Origin of the sequence: Xylanibacillus composti (assembly GCF_018403685.1) — a bacterium.
GTDB lineage: Bacteria > Bacillota > Bacilli > Paenibacillales > K13 > Xylanibacillus > Xylanibacillus composti.
This window is the reverse complement of sequence record NZ_BOVK01000002.1, coordinates 35517-55376: the sequence shown is the minus strand read 5'-3', so window position 1 is coordinate 55376 and position 19860 is coordinate 35517. Positions and strand designations below refer to the sequence as shown.

Annotated in this window: 17 protein-coding genes; all 17 read right to left on the bottom strand. The window is 50.6% G+C overall.

The window, feature by feature from the left end; all coding sequences use genetic code 11:
- Positions 1-189: 189 nt before the first annotated feature.
- Positions 190-2250: an ATP-dependent zinc metalloprotease FtsH gene (gene ftsH / locus XYCOK13_RS00665; RefSeq protein ID WP_213409915.1), complete on the bottom strand. Its 2061-nt coding sequence runs from the start codon at positions 2248-2250 to the stop codon at positions 190-192.
- 140 nt (positions 2251-2390) lie between these two features.
- Positions 2391-2927 carry a hypoxanthine phosphoribosyltransferase gene (hpt, locus tag XYCOK13_RS00660; RefSeq protein WP_213409914.1) on the bottom strand — a complete coding sequence of 179 codons (537 nt, stop codon included), beginning with the start codon at positions 2925-2927 and terminating at the stop codon, positions 2391-2393.
- A 30-nt stretch (positions 2928-2957) separates the two neighbouring features.
- Complete coding sequence (gene tilS, locus XYCOK13_RS00655; protein WP_213409913.1) at positions 2958-4382, bottom strand: tRNA lysidine(34) synthetase TilS; 1425 nt, start codon at positions 4380-4382, stop codon at positions 2958-2960.
- Positions 4383-4485: 103 nt separating this feature from the next.
- Positions 4486-5421: a serine/threonine protein kinase gene (locus XYCOK13_RS00650; RefSeq protein ID WP_213409912.1), complete on the bottom strand. Its 936-nt coding sequence runs from the start codon at positions 5419-5421 to the stop codon at positions 4486-4488.
- Positions 5405-6154 carry a vWA domain-containing protein gene (locus XYCOK13_RS00645; protein WP_213409911.1) on the bottom strand — a complete coding sequence of 250 codons (750 nt, stop codon included), beginning with the start codon at positions 6152-6154 and terminating at the stop codon, positions 5405-5407. Before XYCOK13_RS00645 ends, XYCOK13_RS00650 begins: the two co-directional genes overlap by 17 nt.
- Positions 6155-6341: 187 nt before the next feature.
- Positions 6342-6995 carry a ThuA domain-containing protein gene (locus tag XYCOK13_RS00640; protein WP_213409910.1) on the bottom strand — a complete coding sequence of 218 codons (654 nt, stop codon included), beginning with the start codon at positions 6993-6995 and terminating at the stop codon, positions 6342-6344.
- Between the two features lie 48 nt (positions 6996-7043).
- Positions 7044-7745, bottom strand: a complete 702-nt coding sequence (locus XYCOK13_RS00635) for an SDR family oxidoreductase (protein WP_213409909.1) — start codon at positions 7743-7745, stop codon at positions 7044-7046.
- Positions 7746-7791: 46 nt separating this feature from the next.
- The gene (locus tag XYCOK13_RS00630; RefSeq protein WP_213409908.1) at positions 7792-8247 is read right to left on the bottom strand and encodes a VOC family protein; all 456 of its coding nucleotides are present in this window, start codon (positions 8245-8247) and stop codon (positions 7792-7794) included.
- A gap of 147 nt (positions 8248-8394) precedes the next feature.
- A complete protein-coding gene (locus XYCOK13_RS00625; RefSeq protein ID WP_213409907.1) occupies positions 8395-9441 on the bottom strand; it encodes a LacI family DNA-binding transcriptional regulator in 1047 nt (348 codons plus the stop codon).
- A 255-nt stretch (positions 9442-9696) separates the two neighbouring features.
- Positions 9697-10968, bottom strand: a complete 1272-nt coding sequence (locus XYCOK13_RS00620; RefSeq protein ID WP_213409906.1) for an ABC transporter substrate-binding protein — start codon at positions 10966-10968, stop codon at positions 9697-9699.
- On the bottom strand, positions 10969-11421 hold the full coding sequence (locus XYCOK13_RS00615) for a TlpA family protein disulfide reductase (RefSeq protein WP_213409905.1): 453 nt from the start codon (positions 11419-11421) through the stop codon (positions 10969-10971).
- Between the two features lie 21 nt (positions 11422-11442).
- The gene (locus XYCOK13_RS00610; RefSeq protein ID WP_213409904.1) at positions 11443-12729 is read right to left on the bottom strand and encodes an ABC transporter substrate-binding protein; all 1287 of its coding nucleotides are present in this window, start codon (positions 12727-12729) and stop codon (positions 11443-11445) included.
- Complete coding sequence (locus XYCOK13_RS00605) at positions 12729-14495, bottom strand: ABC transporter ATP-binding protein (protein ID WP_213409903.1); 1767 nt, start codon at positions 14493-14495, stop codon at positions 12729-12731. The genes XYCOK13_RS00610 and XYCOK13_RS00605 overlap by 1 nt, the downstream gene beginning before the upstream one ends.
- Positions 14482-14913 carry a hypothetical protein gene (locus XYCOK13_RS00600; protein ID WP_213409902.1) on the bottom strand — a complete coding sequence of 144 codons (432 nt, stop codon included), beginning with the start codon at positions 14911-14913 and terminating at the stop codon, positions 14482-14484. The genes XYCOK13_RS00605 and XYCOK13_RS00600 overlap by 14 nt, the downstream gene beginning before the upstream one ends.
- 356 nt (positions 14914-15269) lie before the next feature.
- Complete coding sequence (locus tag XYCOK13_RS00595; protein ID WP_213409901.1) at positions 15270-16103, bottom strand: MauE/DoxX family redox-associated membrane protein; 834 nt, start codon at positions 16101-16103, stop codon at positions 15270-15272.
- 45 nt (positions 16104-16148) lie between these two features.
- A complete protein-coding gene (locus XYCOK13_RS22260; RefSeq protein WP_213409900.1) occupies positions 16149-16385 on the bottom strand; it encodes a helix-turn-helix transcriptional regulator in 237 nt (78 codons plus the stop codon).
- A gap of 324 nt (positions 16386-16709) precedes the next feature.
- Positions 16710-19205 (bottom strand): stage II sporulation protein E, encoded by a 2496-nt coding sequence (gene spoIIE, locus XYCOK13_RS00585; protein WP_213409899.1) that lies wholly within the window; start codon positions 19203-19205, stop codon positions 16710-16712.
- Positions 19206-19860: the final 655 nt, after the last annotated feature.

The window sequence follows — 19860 nt, the reverse complement described above, 5'->3', positions numbered from 1 at the left end:
TCATTAGACCGATAATTATTTCACGCAGCTGACCCGAAGACAGTTTACAACTAATTTACAGCACCTGCCGAACAGTGTCAATGCACAATCGCCAAGTTAAAGTGCGGCATTCGATTTCCTTCCGTTATTCAACAACAGAAAAAAACTGACGCAGGCAAAGCAGCCTGCGCCAGTCTGTATTCGCTTGCCTTATTTCTTCTCTTTATCGTCTGACTCATCCGCATCTTTCGGCTTCGCATCCTCTTGATCCGCTGCCTGTTGATTGTCAGAGGCAGAATCGGCATGATCTGCCTTTTCCTCAGGCTTGCGGTCGAAGTCCAGCTTGTTGCCGTCATGCTTCTGGTCCTGCTCTTTAATCGTCACCTTCGGCTGGTCGCCCTGTTGTCCCGTCGATGACTGGTCCGCTTTTTCCTTATGGCGCGGCCGCAGGTTCTCTTCCAGCTTGCCGGTCTCCAGCAATTCTGTAATCTGATCTTTCTCGAGCGTCTCGAGCTCAAGCAGCTTATTGGCAATCAGGTGAACCTGATCCTCGTGCTTGGTCAAGATTTCGCGTGCTTGCTCATAGCAAGAGCGGATCATAGCCTGCATTTCCTGATCAATCTCATAAGCGATTTGATCGCTGTAGTTTTGCTCATGGCCTATATCGCGGCCTAGGAAAACCTGACCCTGGCTTTGCCCGAACTGCATAGGACCGAGCTTGTCGCTCATGCCGTATTCCGTAATCATGGCGCGCACAATGCCGGTAGCCTTGCGGAAATCATCGTAAGCGCCCGTACCGATCTCACCGATATACAGCTCCTCCGATACACGACCGCCCAGCAATCCTGTAACACGATCCAGAAGCTCGCTCTTCGTCTGAAGCATGCGATCCTCGCCGTCCTTCGGGATCATCATGGCATAGCCGCCCGCGCGTCCTCTTGGGACGATGGTTACCTTGTGAATGACATCTGCATGACGCACATGATAGCCGATGATCGTATGGCCGGCTTCGTGATAAGCCACGGTGCGCTTCTCGCGCTCGCTGATCACGCGGCTCTTCTTCTGGGTACCGACTACCACTCGGTCGAAAGCCTCGTCCAGCTCATCCATGCCGATCTCCTTCTTGTTGCGGCGCGCCGCAATCAATGCGGCCTCATTCAGCAGATTTTCCAAATCAGCGCCGGTAAAGCCGGTTGTATACCGAGCCAGGACATCCATCCGCACATCCTTGGAAAGCGGCTTATTCTTCGCATGCACCTTGAGTACCGCTTCGCGTCCCTTCACATCCGGACGATCGACGGTAATTTGACGGTCAAAACGGCCTGGACGCAGCAACGCCGGATCCAAAATATCCGGGCGGTTCGTTGCGGCTACGATAATAATTCCTTCGTTCGCACTGAATCCGTCCATCTCGACCAGCAGCTGGTTGAGCGTTTGTTCGCGCTCGTCATGACCGCCGCCCAGTCCCGCGCCCCGCTGACGTCCGACAGCATCAATCTCGTCAATAAAGATAATACATGGCGCGTTCTTCTTCGCTTGCTCGAACAAATCCCGGACACGAGAGGCGCCGACACCGACGAACATCTCAACGAAATCCGAGCCGCTGATGCTGAAGAAAGGTACGCCTGCCTCGCCAGCCACTGCCCGTGCCAGCAACGTCTTACCTGTGCCTGGAGGACCGTTCAGCAGCACGCCCTTCGGTATGCGCGCTCCGACAGCCGCAAATTTGCGCGGATCCTTCAGGAATTCCACAACCTCGACAAGCTCCTGCTTCTCCTCATCCGCACCAGCCACGTCCTCGAATGTGACCCGCTTCTTCTCTTCATTATATAGACGCGCACGGCTCTTGCCGAAATTCATCACCTTGCCGCCGCCGCCCTGTGCCTGGTTCAACAGGAAGAAGAACAGGATAAAGATGATGACAAACGGAATGATCGAAGTCAAGAACGTGACCCAACCACTCTGTGTATCCATCGGCTCCATGTTCAGCTCGACGCCTTGGGCCTGCAAGTAACTGAACAGCGTCTCGACTACAGGGGCCCGAACCTCGAAGGTTTCCTGATTGGCCGCAAACACGCCGGAGATCTCATATGTATAACCGTCCCACTTGACCGTGACCGATTGTACGTTATTTCTTTCGACCTGTGACAAAAATTCGGTGTAAGAAAGCGGCTTTTGCTGGTCGTTCTGACTGCTGATAAAATGAACAATACCGACAACTACCAGAAAAATTAACAGGTAAAATCCGGTATTCCGGATGAATCGGTTCATCCCCTACCTCCTCTCGAAAAGGGCGCATTGATGTATATTGGAACTGTTTCCACAGGATAAAAACGAGCTTCAAATATTGTACCATAGTCTGTCAGGCAATCACAATAGAAGCACATGTCGGATGAACCTCAATTGGAATCTCAGGAGTATACGGCTTCTTTCAGCACCCCGATAAACGGCAGATTGCGGTATTTCTCCGCGTAATCCAGGCCATATCCTACCACAAATGCATCAGGGAGCACAAATCCTTTGTAGTCGGCCTCCAGACCAACCGTACGCCGAGCAGGCTTGTCAAACAGCGTCACGATCTTGACTGAAAGCGCGTTGCGCCTTTCGAGCACATCCACGAGATAGCTTAGTGTAAGACCGCTGTCAATAATATCCTCGACGATCAACACATCCCGACCCTCGACCGTAACGTCCAAGTCCTTGATAATCTTGACAACGCCGGACGATTTGGTGGAATTCCCGTAGCTGGACACCGCCATGAAGTCAACCTCAAGCGGCACTTCAATACGCTTCACTAAATCAGAAAGGAACATAAAGGCGCCCTTCAGCACGCAGATCACGAGCGGATTCCGCCCTTCGTAATCGCGGCTGATCACTTCCCCCAGTTCCTTCACCTTGGCTTGAATCTGTTCTTCGCTGTACAACACTTCTTCAATGTCATTGAGCAATGCAGGGGCCTCCTAGCGTTGGTTCTAATATTATATGATGCTGCTTATGCGGATATGTACTACGGACCGGGTTCGGTCGGAAACGAGGGCTACGTCGGATCGGCGCAATCCCGGAATCCAAAGCACCCTGTCTTCGGCATCCGTCACAAGCGGCATGGTCTCTCGTTCGGAGACGGGTATTTTGGCGTCAATGAACATATCTTTTACCTTTTTGCTGCCGTTTAATCCCTGAATCCGCATCCGGTCGCCCGGCTTCCTGCAGCGGACAATCAAGGGCATATGCAGCCGCTCCGCATCCAGCCATGCCTCTTCCATGCCGCCCCCTGACAGCGCCTGTCGAGGTTCATTCGATTCAAGCGTTATCCGCTCCAATTGCATGGCAATTCCGGCTTCCGCAACCTGCACGACTGCCGGCAGCGCATGAATCTCATACTCATAGGCCGCCGGGGTCTTCGCCTGTGCCGTAGTGAAGCACAGCCCATCATAGTCCCGCTCCAGCCGAATGCTTCCGGCAAGCTCGAACCGGGCATTCGGCGCAGCATGCTGGCGTACCGCATGCCTCACCTGCTCGATATGCCTGAACGTGACGGCATCGTCTCCCCCCGAAAGATAACTTAATATTAGATGAATCAATCTTCTTTGTAAAGCTGGGTGCAGCGCAGCCAAGCGGCTGGCTGACAGGCGGATGAAGCCTGATTCTACCGTGGTCATCTCCGCGAACAGCTCCTCTGTCAGCTGCTTCAAGTAGGCATCTTCATCACCCAGAATCATTGCGGTTCGATTCAGGCTCTGCGCCGCCCCCGGACTGAAATCCTCAAGTGCAGGGAGCACGTCGAGCCGGATTGCATTGCGCGTATAGATCCGCTTGCTGTTGCTGGAATCCGTTCGGTAATCGATGCCTTGCTCCCGGCAATAACTGACAAGCTCTGCTTTATATATACGCAGCAGAGGTCGAACGAGTTCCACATTTTTCTCCATTCGTCTGATCGGCATGCCGGCCAATCCGTGGCTGCCGCTTCCGCGCAGCAGGCGCATCAGAACGGTCTCAGCTTGATCATCGGCGTGGTGGCCCAACGCGATTTTGCCTGCCCGCCATTGATTCGCTGTTTCGACCAAAAATGCATAACGGAGCTCGCGTGCCCGATCCTGCGCATTACCCGGATGCTGCTTCAGCTCTCCCGGCATATTCAGCTGTGTGCGAAAACAGGGGATGCCAAGCTGTCCGGCGAACGCCTCTACCCAATCCGCCTCACTGAGCGATTCCTCTCCGCGAAAGCCATGATCCACATGAGCCGCAGCTAGCTGCCATTGATACGTGCGGGCCAGGGCTTCCAGGGCATGCAAAAGGGCCGCCGAATCAGGCCCCCCGGATACCGCGACAACGATACGCTCACCCGCCTGCAGCAGGTTCTCTTCTTCGATTGTCCTTCTCAGCTGTGCAAGCAGCTGCCCCATCGTCTACACCCCATCCGTAGTATCCACGAAAGCAGAGAACAACTTCAAGACCCGCTCCTCTTCCATCACTGGGTCCAATTCACGTCCGTACGCACCCGTTCAGCTAGTTCAATACCAGCCAAAGCACGGATACAAACGCAACAAACGAGCTGATGAAGGCCGCCGTCAGCCAAGGCAGATGGAGCGGTTCCAGCGCCTTCAGCCCTCCCCATTTCAACAGCAGCTGCCGGTACTCCTGCAGTGCCGCATCAGCCGAGTCGTATCGTCCTTGTATAGCCTTCTCCAAAAAAGGCGCGATAGGCTTGCAGGCAGGCGTCTGTCGTGCCAGTGTCACCAGATCTTCCGCACACCGGTTCTGGGGAATGCGGTTGGCCCTGGCGTCGAAGCGCTCGTACCCGGCCAGCAGTCGCAGCCCGAGCGCGGCCACCGCAAAAATATCGTAGGAAGCTTCAGCTGTGCGGCTGCCTGCATTCCAGTAACCGCGATCGTACAGCTCGGTGAACTGGCGAACCGAATCCCCGAACCGGCTTACCCCGCCGTAATCTACCAGTGTCGCCCGGCCGCTTTCGGAGACAAGAATGTTCTCCGGCTTTACATCGCCGAACGCCCAGCCCTGGCGATGGAGCTCATCCAGCCTGGCAAGAAGCTGCCTGAGCAAGATGTAGGTCCAGTCCCGCCCGCGCTTGGCGATAAAAGCCGTTACCCTGACGCCCTCAATATAAGGCATGACATAGAAGGGATAGCGAAGGCCTCCCAATTCCGCATCATCTGCATCGAGCAGATAAGGCTTGTCCTTACGGTTGAGCGCACTAAGCAAATTAATTTCCGACTGCAAGCTGGCTGCGTCGTAGCCTAGTTTCAGGGCAGCCAGCCGCTTCCGTCCTGCAGACACCAAGTATACACGTCCGTTCGCTCCTTCGCCCAACAAACGTTCTACGCGATACGTTCTTTCATTATATATGCCCCGGATACGCGCATCGTTTTGCAACAGGCGAACCGAAGCCGACTGCTCGTTATCTTGTTTAGACCATATAGTCACGGAATAATCCCTCACGTGCTTCCAGCGGCTGCTCTTCCAAATCATCGAGGCCAGCCGGGGCAGATTGATACGCTCCCATATATTTCAACACTTCTATTATAGCAGGTCCTGTCGGTGTTGTACCCTTCATGTTCAGTTTTTGAAACAGCTTATCCGCTCCCTGGAGGTCTGCCGACCAGCCGTGATCCAGCTCCGCCACCCGTTCCATGCTCCCCGGGTAATGGAATACCGCAAGCTCGCTCTTTCCTCTGCGGGCCTGAAGGCTCAACATCAGATCACGAACCGCCTCCGCCGCTGCCGGCAGTTTGGCGCGCATGCTGCCGCTTGCGTCTATCAGCAGCGCTACTTGAAGACTCGCTTTCTCATTCAATTGATCCATGACTTCCACCACTTGCGCCCGCTTATCCGGCGGCAAAGCCGCGATATCCGTGTCTTTGCCCATAATGGTGCTCAGCTCGGTATGGACTACCTGACGGATCGTGTGTGCAACGGTCTGCCGTGTCATCATCTGCACCGTGCGGGCGAGATCCTTCGCATGCACCAATCGGCTCATGCCCCCTCCCGCGGCCGCAATCCGCTCCACCTCTGCCGCACCGCGCTCTCCCAAATCGCCGCCGTCCAATACGCCAATCACATTCACTACAATCCCATCCTCGTATGCCTGGGCAGCCGCTGCAGCCGGATCCACCCCAACATTCGAACAGCCGTCTGTTATCAAGATGATTTGCTTCATTCGCCTGTACCTCCCCATTATCTTGGCCCGTCCAGCGCCCGGCGTCTGACCGAATCTAGCACTCGACTCTATTACCTAGTATGGACGGGAATAGAAGATTTTAACCCTGGGGAAAGGCAGTTTGCGGCTAGCAGGGAAACCATAAAAAAACCTGCCCGCATCCAGCGGACAGGAGATATAGGTCTTGCTATTGCTTCGCGCACCAGGACAAGCTCTGTCTAAGCACCTCGGTAAATGCCGGATGGTTCAATCCGTCTTGCAAATGAGCCGGGGTCAGGCACAGCACCTTCCCTTGGCCGAACGCATGGCGCCACCCGCCGATCGATTCGCCGTCGACAGAGGAAGAGCGCAGGAATACTTCGGTCTCCGCTTCCCGAACGGAAACGAAATAATGCTCGTCGAGGAACGAGAATGGCTGCTGCGGATCGCCAATGCCGGCGCCCTCGGCCGCTTCGTAACGGACAACCTGATGCTCCACCGGGTGAGACAGGAAATGGCCGCGCAGCATATCCACATACGCGCCGTCCTCCGGATAGGAAGCCAGCCCGGCATGCCAGCCAAGCCAAGCGCCGCCTTCACGCACATACTTCGCAATCTGCTCCTCGGCTTCCGCATCCATCCAGATGCGGACCTGCTCGTCCTGCGGATTAATCCGATTCTCCTTGAACAGGATCGCCACATCCGGCTTTTCCTGCAACGTCGCAACCAATTGCTCTGCGTCTATGAATTCGAGGCTAATTTCCCCTGCGTCAATCAGCGGCTGCGCTGCGCGCTGCAGCGACTCGTCCGCCCACGCTTTCTGATGATAAAAATCTCCGGTAACAGCTACCACTCTTTTCATTTCGGTCATTCCCTCCTAGTTATGCAAGCGCCGGCTTAATCGAAATTATTACCCTGGCATAGCCTCGCCGCGATGGTCAATAAAGATGCCGGCACCTTCTGCCTTGTTCGTGCCATCAATCAGCGCCAGCACGCCTTGCGCAGACTCAGTCGGATCGCCCGGCGCCTTTTCGCCGCCCATGTCGGTGCGAATCCAGCCCGGATGCACGGCGTACACGCGGATGCCGCGATCCTTCACATAGCGGCGCACATGCTCCGAGAACAGATTCAACGCACCCTTGGATACTGCGTATGGATAGTCTCCGCCGTAGGCATTCTTAAAGCTGCCCGCCTCCGAGCTGATATTGACGATCGCCTTTTCGCCCTCTTCCGTCATCAGCGGAAGCATGTGCTTCACGACACGAATCGGGCCGAACAGGTTCACCTGAAACGTCTCTTCCGTATCCGCCAGAGACAACTCTTCCAGCTTTTGATCGCGCGCCAGCAGGATTCCCGCATTGTTGACGACCGCATCTACATGGCCGAACGCTTCCTTCACTGCGGCAGCCGCCTGCTGGACGGTCGCCTCATCCTTCACATCCAGCGCGGTAATCAATAGATCTCCGGGATATTGCTGCGCCAGCTTCTCCAGACCTTCCCCCGGTTGTGCCGGATTGCGCACACCGGCAGCTACACGATGTCCCTGTGCCAGAGACAACGCTGCCAAATGAAAACCGAGTCCCCGATTAGCGCCCGTAATGAATATGTTCATTGTGTCGTTCCTCCTTGTTTTTTTGTGTGTACGAGAGAGCACTTAGTTATTTATCGTTCTCCAGCAGCTCCAGCATCACTTTCAGCTGCGGGAACGTATCCATGTATGCATAACGGCCGCCTGTGTACTCGCCTTTTTGGATCAGCTTCATCCCCTTGGCCTCCATGACCGCGATCTTCTCCTTCATGCCCTCGATGACAAAGGCAATATGATGCGGGCCTTCCCCGTGTGCATTCAGATGATCGCGCCAAGTGCTCGGATGCTGGTCCGGCTCAATCAATTCCAGCTGCAAGGAGCCCATATCGAAGAAGGCCAGCTTGGAGCGCGCTTCGGAAGGCTTGCCCATATATTCCGTCTGCGCTACATCGACGGTGTCGGTCCAGAACCACTTCGGCTTTTCGACGCCGAAGAATTCCGCATACGCTTGGGAAGTCTTCTCGATGTCGTTGACCAAAATGCCGATTTGCGTAATAACGTTCGTGCCTAATACATTTTGACTCATGATCGGTATCGCTCCTTTATATAGTTAGGATGACAATTATATGAACTTCCAAACCCTCTTTTCCTGATCAAACAGGGTGCTGCGCTCCATGCGCTAGAAATAGCCCCATCTGCCGTCATACTGTGAAGGATTGGAAGAAGCACGCGCTTAGGTAGAAAGCTGTCGGCATGACTCGCGGACAATCAGCTTCGTGCCGACCGTCACCCGCTTGAACGTGTCGCCGCCTCGCTCAATATAAGCGATCAACGCTCGAGTCAATCCGCCCATCACTTCGCCGAAGTCGACGCGAATGGTCGTTAAGGACGGTTGAATGCGGGCGCTCAGCGTATGGTCATCGAAACCGATCAAGGAGATGTCGTCGGGCACGCGCAAGCCTCGCTTGTGCAGCGCATCGATAGCCCCGAAGGCTACGCTGTCATTCGCTGCAAATATCGCCGTAGGCAGCTCGCCTCCCCCTTCCAACATGCGTTCGACCGCCTCATAGCCTGCTTGCTGGTGGAAGTCTCCCTCCAACACCCACTCAGGCCGTATCGCCAGGTTCCGTCTTTTCATCGCCAGCAGGAAGCCATTGAACTTGTCAGGTCCGGAATGACGCTTCATATCTCCCTTGATGACGCCAATATGCCGGTGATTCATGTTCGCCAAGTAATCAATAGCCTGATCGATCCCGCCTGCGTTGTCAAAATTGTAGACGATCCGGTTCGGCTCCTGTCTGCCCGGCAGAAGATGATCCACAAGTCCTACGGCAAACCCTTCCGCGATCAGCTCCTCAATCATCGGCTCGTGATTGGCCGCCCCGATAAAGAGGCCTCCATCTATGCGGCGCTGATAGAAGCTTTCCTTCACACTGCGTATCGCTTCCGGGTCGCGGCTGTCGCGTATGATTTGGGTCAGCACGTAGTATCCTTGGCTTGACGCGGTTTCCACCACATTGGCGAGCAGGAAATTGGAAATCATATCCCCCGACACATGGCCTGCCTCGATCATGAACAAGCCGATTGTCCTCGTCTTTTTGCCAGCCAGCACCTGTCCCGATAGGTCCGGAAAGTAATTGTACTGCTCGATCACCTTCATCACCTTTTCACGCGTTTCAGCCGGCACGTTGCTGTAATTGTTGATGACTCGGCTGACGGTGCTCCGCGATACCCCGGCCAAGCGGGCAATCTGATGGCTGTTGATCTCTTTCTTCTTCAAATAAGGGCACTCCTTGCTCCCGCTATTTCGCCTGCTTTTGGCTGCATGGCTTGTAAACACGTGTTTACAATTTGACGTCATTGTACCATACCCGCATGCGGAGTCAATGCGAGAAAATTATGAAGTATAGGAGGGGAGTTAAAGATTCCTATCTCATCCCATCCTAGGAGAGTGTTCGGTATGTAATCGATTCATATGTGAACACGCGTCCTTAAGTAAAGCCCTCTGCGCTTCGTTAGGAAGCGCGAGGGCTTTTTACTCGATTCCAGACAATGATCCAAGCATAGCTTGACCATCGGACTCCAGTTGCTTCAGAACCTCATTAATGGGATCTCCTTCTAATATTCTCGCTAGCGATTCTCTTCTCAACGTATTCATTTCAGCGGAAAATGCCAAAGGCACCTCCCAGAAGTTAATCGCATGCTCACGTTTGTAATCGAGCTCGTAAAACACAGCAGCTCGTTCATCATGTTGTGCTACAGCATTAATGGCCACCGGCAATTTTCCGGGTTCACTTTGATTCATCACTGCCCGCACGAAGGTCCATGCAGCATCTTTATTTGTGCTATTTGCATTTACAGAGTAGATCTCTTCCAGGTTTAGAAAACCTGCAGAGCGATCATCCTCTGCAACGGGTTGCGTCACTGCGCCGAACGCCAAGTCGCTTTCGTAACTTAGCTTTTCAAATGTCCCATAATCACCAAACATTACAGCAAGCTTATTCTGCTTAAACAGATCTGCCGGTTGCTGGCCCTCTTCCTGAATAGTCGAATGTTGCAACAGCAAGCCTGATTGTTCCACACGCGACACAAGTGAATAAATCTCTGGCCATCTTGGATCTTCGTAGGTTACCTTCTTGTTTTCCCAATCGAGGTACGATAGTCCATTCGTCCGGCTTATACGATCCAATAAAGAAGCGGGATCTCCTTCGAAACCGACGTAGAACCCGTATAAACGTTCTCCTTGATTGGAGGCTGGAAGCCTCATGATCAAATCAAGAATTCCCCCCCAAGTCATCCGGCCCGTTGGGTAAGAAATATTAAATTCATCGAACAGTTTTTTGTTATAAAATAAAACCTCTGTGTCAAAGTACGGCGTCAACCCATATACTTGTCCGTTTCCTTGATCTCTAATCCACTCCATAACGGGCGGATGCATGTCTTCAACTACTATCCCGTCTTGTCTCATATTCGACTCCAGATTAAGCAGGTAGCCTTGGGACGCCAAGAGGGGAAAAGTCACTGGATTAGAGATAACCACATCAGGATTCAAGTCCAGATACAGCTCCTCCAGGTTCTCATAAATCTGTACAGGTTGCTCGACCAGTTCTCTAATATGGATGAATTCCACGTCTGCATTAGGGTACTGCGCTTTCAGCTCTCCGAACGCTTGCGTATGGGTCTGCGATACTTCCTCTACCCATATTCTTAGGGTTATATCGTCTTTTTCTATTCCATTAGAAGAACATCCGGCTAGATAAAGCGCACTCAGCAGCAAGGTGATCAGAACATGCTTGGCTCTTCTCATCTACTTTCTCCCTGTATACGCATTGCACAGAGTCTCCAACTCCGGTCTCGTGTCAATGCCGACATGGTCGATAACCGTTTTATCGGCCGACAACATATAAACATAAGGTGTAACAGGAACCTTATAGGTTTCACGCAGTTCATTATCCGCTATACGAACTACAGGAAAAGAGAATTGGAAATGCTCCTTCAAGCTGCCGATTTCCTCCTCCAAGCCGTAGATGAACAGGACAAATTGCATATCATAGGAAGCGAACAATTCCGGCAGCTCCGGCAGCAATTCGATGCATACAGGACAGCTTAAGGATAGAAAGCAAGTCAGTATGAACTGGCCGTCTTCTCTTACAGAGATTGATTCCGGCAAGGGAAAACGATCCTTGACTTCAAAAGTCTCAACGACTTGATATTCTTCCCCTTTGCCTCCAAACAATTTGACAAAATCAACCTTCCCCATCAATCGCACCTCATTTTTATTTTAATATTCTGAACTTATAACGGCTTGAAGATCATCCAAGGCCCTTTCGATTGATTTGCCTTCATTCAGGATCAAGGCCACCTCACCGGCACCGACTTCGAAATACCGGCGCAAAAACCCGTCCGGCAATCCATTGTCTGAATAAATCCCATATAAGGATGCTTCCTTTTCATGAAATGCTGATAAATCCAGTCCCCATTGTCTCTCAAGTTGTGGGGAGTATATAGGAAGACCTCCCCATATCATATGGTAGAGTCCTGCCTTTTCGCTATTCACAAATTCAATAAATTCCCATGCCCTTTCCGGGTGCTTGGAGAGGCTTGTGATGGCAAACGTATCTCCCGCTTGCATGCGGGTTTGATAAGTTCCTGGAGCTTCGACCGCTTGAATCTCAAGCTCCTTCAGCTTATCAGCCAACTCAAATATGCTCGTTTCCGAGACAACCATAGCCGCTTTCCCTTCCAAAAATGCCTGAACGCGCTCTTGGGGCGTAATCCCTGGAAAGTCACTTAGCTTCTCCATTTGTTCATCCGAGATGATCCCATCTTGATAAGCATGAATGAACGTTTCCCATAGATGAAGCCAGCTCGATGTATGCATGGTGACTTCTCCGTTCAACGGGTCTATGAATGACAGATCCTCCCCCAGCCCGGCATAGTAAATCATTCGAATGAGCTTCTCCTCGATTGGTCTGTTCTCGGGTTGATAATAGCCGTATATGCGATTACCCGCTTCATCATGACTCGGGAATTTCCCCGCTAATGCGAATACATCCTTCCAGGACATTCCGTCTGTCGGGTAATCCACGCGATATTCATCGAATAGTCGCTTATTGTAGAGCAATGCTGAACTAAGATAAAACGGGGACAACCCGAACAACTGATCTTGCCCGGAGTCGTTGCGAAGACGTTGAAGAAGAGACTCCGGATACGAGCCTGCAGTGAATTCGCTCTTATCCAGGAAGGTGTCGAGTGCCAGGAGCAGTCCCGTTTCTACTGCAGGTCGGAAATTCGTGGTTCCCAGTATGAAGATATCCGGCTGATATTCAGTCATAAATCGCATAAGATCTTCAGTACTCCCGCTTTCCGGGATTAACTCATAGGGAATCACATCCAAAGCAATATTCCGGTTTTCCAACGTAAAGGTGTTCCCGTATCTCTCCATGAATCGATTATGATCTAAACCTGCTACTTTAAGCGTTACGGGTTCTTGCACTTCCCTGCTTTGACATCCAACAACGCCTGCACATAGCACGAAAACCATTAAAGTGATAATGATGCGTTTCATCATCCAGCCCCCATTCCTGCTACCGTTGTCATCTTGGCTTCATTCTGAGATGCCCACATTCTGTAGAATTTTCCTCCTTTATTCACTAAATCGGCAAATGTGCCGCTCTCCATTATCTCTCCTTTATGCATAACGATAATTTGATTGGCTTGCCTGGTCAGGTACAGATTGTGGGTCACAATGATCGTTGTTTTTCCTTTCCGATCTTGAAGCAAGAGGCTCACGATATCGGCCTCGGTCTGCGGATCGACTTCAGAAGTAGCCTCATCCAGCAAAAGCAGCGGGCTGTCTTTATACAGTGCCCGCGCAATGGCAATCCTCTGCCACTGCCCGCCAGACAATTGGTTGGAATGAAGATAGTCAGCACCTATATACACATCCATATTCGCTCTAAGCTGCTCCGGTACGAGCATGGGGTACTTATTCACAAAGAGATCGAGCTTGTTCTTGTCACTCGCGCCAACCTCATTCATCGAGATATTCTCATATATCGTTAAAGGATACTTCACAAAATCCTGGTTTACCACTGCTATTTGCGTGTAATATTCTTTGCTGTCCAAATCATTCATATCTATGCCATTAATAAAAAGATGCCCGTCTGGAACAGTGTGAAGTCCGGCTACAATCTTGGCCAAAGTCGATTTGCCTGAACCATTGTCACCCACAATCGCTACGACATCTCCTTTATTTATTTTCAAGTTAATATTTCGCAATACGGCGGCAGATTGAAGCGGGTAGGTAAAGGAAAGATTACTGACCCTCATTTCCTTTATTTCCGGACAGGATAGGACAGTATTCTTTCGATTGTTGTTTTCCACGTATTCGGTATGGAAATGCTTTATTCTTTTTACTAATAGGTCATAGTTCTTAAAAATATTTGTGCTTAACAAGATCGTCTTGAGCGATCCTTCCAACATGGCGATCGAGGTGGTCACCGCTATGTAATCGCCTAGCGTAATGGATTGATTCATTAATTTTTGGATCAATATCATTTGGGCAACCAAAAAGCCAATAGGACTAAATATATCGACAGCAATCCCGACATTGGCATTTTTGATTAACAATTTGCTGTTATTATTGACTAAACGATATGCAGCGTCCTTCCACTTCTTCATTAAAAATTTCCTGGAAGAAAAAATAATTAATTCTTTTTGCACATAGGGATGTGTTAATAACCCGTAAATATTATTCCCTTCTAATTGGAGCTGCGAATTGGCATGGAAGTGTCTGTCGTTTCGGTTGGCAACATTTAACGCATAGATGACGCTTGGAAGTGCAAAACTGAAGACGACCAAGATCACTAGCCATGAAAACTGCTGAATCAAATACACGTAAATGATGACCACTACCAGTTGATGCACGATTGTAATTAAAGCATTGATAAATTCAGAGGTTTTCGAAATATTGTTATTCAGGATATTGAGATCCTCTCTGTACTTGGGAGATTCCAACGTCGTAATGGAATTCGTTTTTTCAACGAGGGAAAGCACGTATTCTTGCAACTTGTGGCCGATTTTGAGCGAGAATCGTTCATTCAACATGCCTTTTACACGATGCAGCGACATGTCCGCGATTTGTACAGCTGCCAGGATCAAGGCTATCCACACAAGCGTATTTGCCGTTCCGGTAATGGAATCAAAAAATAACTGTGTCTGCGTAAATTTGATCCACTCCAGAACAGGAAAGCAAGCAATAAGACTTATCAATCCCAAGGTAATGATCAAATTCCCCGTTAACAAATACCTTGTCCATTTAATCATGTTCATAGATATCTACCTTATTCCTTATGTCCAGATCATCTTTCGTCCGATAATTTCGATTCAGGATAATCTGGAGCTGTTCGTCAATTCTATATATCCAGGGCACTCCGGGTGTTTTCAAATTTTTCTTCAGAAAAGCGTGATCGATTCGGATCAAATTGAATTTCTCGCTTAGCACCGAATGTATGGTTGGATATTCCTGATCGTCGCATTCTATAAAAACGACTAAGCCCTTCTTGCTTACGTCCACTTCCTGGAGATCGTTCAATGTCTCCAAGCATGCCGCACACTTTGTGCTTATAGTCAACACAATGATGCCGTCGCCAACCATTCGGTGAAAGCTGGTTCTTTCATCAATAAGAAAGTCCTGCATCCTATCTCCTGTCTTATAAGGCTTGTACTTTTCCAATATATCTTTCAGCATATTTTCCTTCCTCTTTCTACTGAAATGTATGGCAGGGATGACCGAAAGCCATCCCCGTCCTTAGACTAGTTCGAACAACATATGTTAGTAGTAGTACGATCTGTTGTCTCACTTCTGTCTCCTGTTCTTGGGTTGATGCACTGGTAAGTTGTCCACTCTACCAGTTTATAAATCGATGAACTTGAACCACACGAGCTGTTTCCGCAATAACTTCCACTATAAGAGCCGTATTGTACCAATCCTGACGGACATCCCATTCTTTCACCCCCTTCGCTTCAAATTACCCATGGAGTCATGTTGTAGTTAATTCCATGAACAAGTTAAATATATAATACTCGGCCTATGCATGATATCCCTCATATGGGGTATACTGGTTCGCTTTTCTTCTCAGCTTGATCCTTCATATATTCCGTCACCTCAGAGATGATCTTCCATTTTCTGTTTTGCCGCACAACAATTTTGGGCTTTTGATAATCAAGCTTACCTAGCTTCTTCAAGCAACTTGAATCTATTACGATATGTTGCTTCCAAGCTGCTTCTTTTATTTTAATCAACCATGCAGGTCCCTTTAGAATGATGATTGCTTGGGTTGGATAGTCCAATAACACCCTCTCGATTTCCTTAAGGTTAGGCTGATTGTAGTCCAAAAAAATGATAGTGCGGCTTTGGTTGTCTCCAGTAAAACGTTTTATTTCGAGCACCCACTTTTCCAGCCGCTTCCTATCCACAACCGCCTTGACAAGTATGTACGCTCCTACACCTAGGAAAGTGCAAATGGCAATAATATTCTGTCCAAACATGAATTCGCGCGTGTGGATAAATAAATCGATTGCAACCAAAAAGATCAATATTGCATTTCTTAGGAGCGGCAGCCTGTTCAGCCATGAAATATCGCCGAAACAACCGCAGTCGTCCGTTTCCTTTTTCAGTTTCAGCATGACGGAGAAGGCAACCAGGAGGAGGATGGTTGTCATGTTAGTGAGTACAACATCGCCTACAGCGAAACCAAGGACAATTAACATTTCAATAATCAGGATAATCGTTGCAGAATATGCAACCCATTTACTGGGGACGATCTTATAGGAACGGATATGCAAAATAAAATTGTCGAATGTAAAAAGTTTAGAGAAAAACGACAAGGAGAATACGATGACCATTATCCAATCAATAGCGAATGACACATAGTGCACCCAAACACTCACCACCTATACTTGATTGTGTTACCTGCTTGGAACCTACTCCGCTAATATTTTCATTAGCAATACTATCTTGGAATTCACTTCAAGTTTCTTGTAAATATTTTTTATAATTGTTCGAGTCGTATGTTCGCTAATGAATAATTTTTTTGATATCGTTCTATAATCGCAGCCTTGTATCCACAAGACGGCGACTGATTTTTCTCTATAAGTCAGACCATGGTTGGATAGTTTTATTAAAATGGCATTTAACAACTTTGATTCGATTTCAATCATTAGCAAGGGACCTCCCTTCCCTACTTATTTGGAACGCTATTTCCCGTCACTCCTTTCTGGGCAGCTAGGATTTCAGCCTTAGTCCATCTTGTAGAACACTTGACAATCCAGCACCTATGTGATACACATTGTAACAGCATTTTCATGGTTCATCTATTTCAGTTTTAGTTAAATAATGTTATTTTTGGATGTCCGCCTGCAATTTCCGATTCTGTACACACTCGCGTAGTTTGTCTCGGAATACGACAAAAGCGTCACTTCTTTCCCTATTATTCGAAAGAAGTGACGCTTTCTTATTCCATGCAATATTCGTTTGTATCCCGCTCAACTCACCGTCTTCGGGCGCTCGAACTGGCTCAGGCCCGGCCAAGGGAAGGCGGCCCATTCCGGCTGGTACTTGCCGATTCGGGCGACGACCACCGTCATATCGTCGTAGATGTCGCCTTCATGATAGCGAACAACTGTCTCGAGCAGGCAGTCGGCTACCTCCTGCGGGTCCTCGGCCTCGATCTCCTGAATGATTCGGCGCAGCCAAAGCTCTTTATTGGCCGCCGGCCCCGGCGCATCATAGATGCCGTCTGTCATCATGATCAGCGTATCGCCGGGCTGAAGCTGTACGCTGACCAAGTCGAAGTCGATCTCCTGCAGGATGCCCGCCGGCAAGTTGTTCGCTGAAATCACGATCACCTCCTGCCCTCGCTTAATGAAGCTAGGGGTCGAGCCGATCTTCAGGAATGTAGTGCGGGCCGTATATTGGTCGATCAAGGCTACATCAATGGTTGCGAAGATTTCATCGGATGAACGCAGATGGAGGACGGAGTTGACCGACTTGACGGCCAGCTTCTCATCCATGCCGGACTGCAGCAGCTGCTGCAGAATCGTCAGCGCCGTGCGGCTTTCGGCATTCGCCCGCTCTCCGTTGCCCATGCCGTCGCTTATCGCTACGGCGAACTTGCCGTTCCCAAGCTCGACGGTCGTGAAGCTGTCCCCGGACAGCAGATCGCCGCCCTTGGCTGCACCGGCTACTCCTGTCTCCACCTCATACTCCTTCGCCGAGCCGAAGGTGACCACACTCGTGCCGTCGCCCTGGCGATTAAGCGTCTCCTGCTTCACCGCTATGTTCTCGCCCAGAATATCCGAGAGCAGCGGCGCAATGATCTTGCGGCACTCGTCAAAGCCTTTGTTGTAGCGGTGCACCATCTCGATCTCAACGTTGCCTTCATCAAGACAGATGACGTCTATATGAATAATCGAAAGGCCGAGCTCCTCCAGTGCCTGGCGGATTTGTTCCTCCTGCAGCAGCAGCTCCTGTCCTTCTCGCTTGATTTCATTCGCCAAGTCTTCCATCACGCGGGATACGCCATGCAATTGATCAGCCACGAGCTTGCGGCTCTCCTGGATTTGCTTCTTCCAATGCTGATCATGCTTGTACAAGTCGTACTGCTGCTTCATCGTTTCCATCACCTGCTCGGTCTTCACGCAAGCCCGCTCCCACTCGCCGCGAATGTCCTTCTTGCCCATGCGCGGGTTGGCTTCAATCTCTGTCATCATATCCGTCATATATTTATACGTCTGGTAAAACTTCTGATCCCAGCACTGTGTCCGCTTCCAGCAAGTCGCGCAGCTCTTGTCCGCCACGGCGTTCATGAAGTGGCCGATCTCCTCTTCCTTGCGCTCCTCCTCCGAGCTGACCGGCATCGCGGCAAAGCTGCTCGACAGCTGGCGGAATACCTCGGAGAACTGCGTGACCCGATTCGCTGTCACCTCGCGCACCCGCTTCGCATAATCATGCTGCGTCTTGGCATGTTCTGCAGTACCCGGCACATAGCGGGCAATGGCGCGCAACAGGCTGCGCGGAGTGAGCAGGAACAAGACGATGGCGACCAGCGACTCTCCGATCGAGGCAAGAATGGCCGGTTGATCTCCTATATACATCGAGAGAATACCGGAACCGATCAGCATCCCGATTGCCACCGCCGGTTTCTTGCCGTCCCGCAGCAGGCCGGCTAATAGACCGGAAAATGCCAGCAAGCTCATCTGATAGATGGCGCTCATGCTTGCCAAGCTAAGAATGAGTCCGGTAATCACGCCGACCGATGCGCCGAGCGGGGCACCGCCAACGAGGGCAAACAGCAGGATCAGATAGCGGCTCATCACGTGTTCCACCGATATGCCCTGCAGCATCCAACCGACCGTTCCCGTCATCATGGAAGCCAGCATAATCATGAGACAGATGATCTCTTCATGACGCAGCTGCGTAGGCTTGCGGCTCATAAGAAACACCGGCACCGCCTGAAGGAAAATCATCGTCAGGATAAATGAAAGCGAAGCTTCCACAGCGCCCATCATCAGCTCGAACCACCCCAGACTGTTCGTCATGACGAGCATCAAGACGCGGGCGAGCAGCGAGGATACAAGAACCGCCAAGGGCACATAGGACATATCGCCGCTCTTATTCGTCTTTTCCATCGCCTGATGGATCAGCCAGAAGATCAGCATGCCCGCAGCAATCGCCGCCGTTTGGCCATGCGCACTGAACAGACTTCCTGCCAGGAGCGCGATGCCTACCGCCTGCAGCGCATCTCTCTTCACAAAAGCTATGACTGCGAAATAGGCAATCGCAAATGGCGACAGCTGTTCTAGGATCATCGCCCTTCCCAGCAAAATACCGATCACCGACAACAACAACGTCCACTTGCGCGCGGCGAGCATGCGCATAACCCGGTTATGCAGCAGCGCTTTCCGGACTGAACCGACCGCTTGTGCCGCATTCGCGCGAACTTCCGGTTTCCATCCTCCAACCATTTTCCCTTTCAACATCGTTGCCAGACACCACCTATCAGCATTTTTGGTGGTTTTATTATAGGGGCAAGTCTAGCAGAAAGTTTGTCACAATGCGGTGGTTGAGAGAAAGAAATTTCCGACAAAAAGAAACGATTCCCCCGTTCTCACTGGTTTTCGTCGAATGTACAAGCCACGTACATTTGAGCAAGGGGAAACGAATGGCTGTTCGTACCGAAAGCATCATCGTGCGTCAGATATGCCCGTGAGAAACGCCGGGTTCTATGTCGATTCCCCTTGGATCGCCGAACAATGCGACAAAAAAAACCTAGCTCCGCAGGTTGTGTCTATGCTTTGTCTATTCTGCTCGCATCGATGGGCAGCCACTGTCGGCATGCACTCCAGACGCCGGTGCCGCTCCCTTATTGCTTACCCGCCCTAGTGCCAATAAAGGAATAGTTCGGTCTTATATGCACTCCATGGCGCTGTCACGAGCCAATAACGGTAACGCGTGGTCTTATCAAGGGGACATGACTCGTTCTTATGGATGGACAGTAGGTATAAGAACCTCCATGTCCGCTATTTGCGACTGCTGTTCCGATCATCACTAAATAAGCACGTCTTTTCCCGTTATTTTCCACATTGATCGTCCATTAGACTCAAGGCAGCTCTGGATGGACAGCTATTATACGGG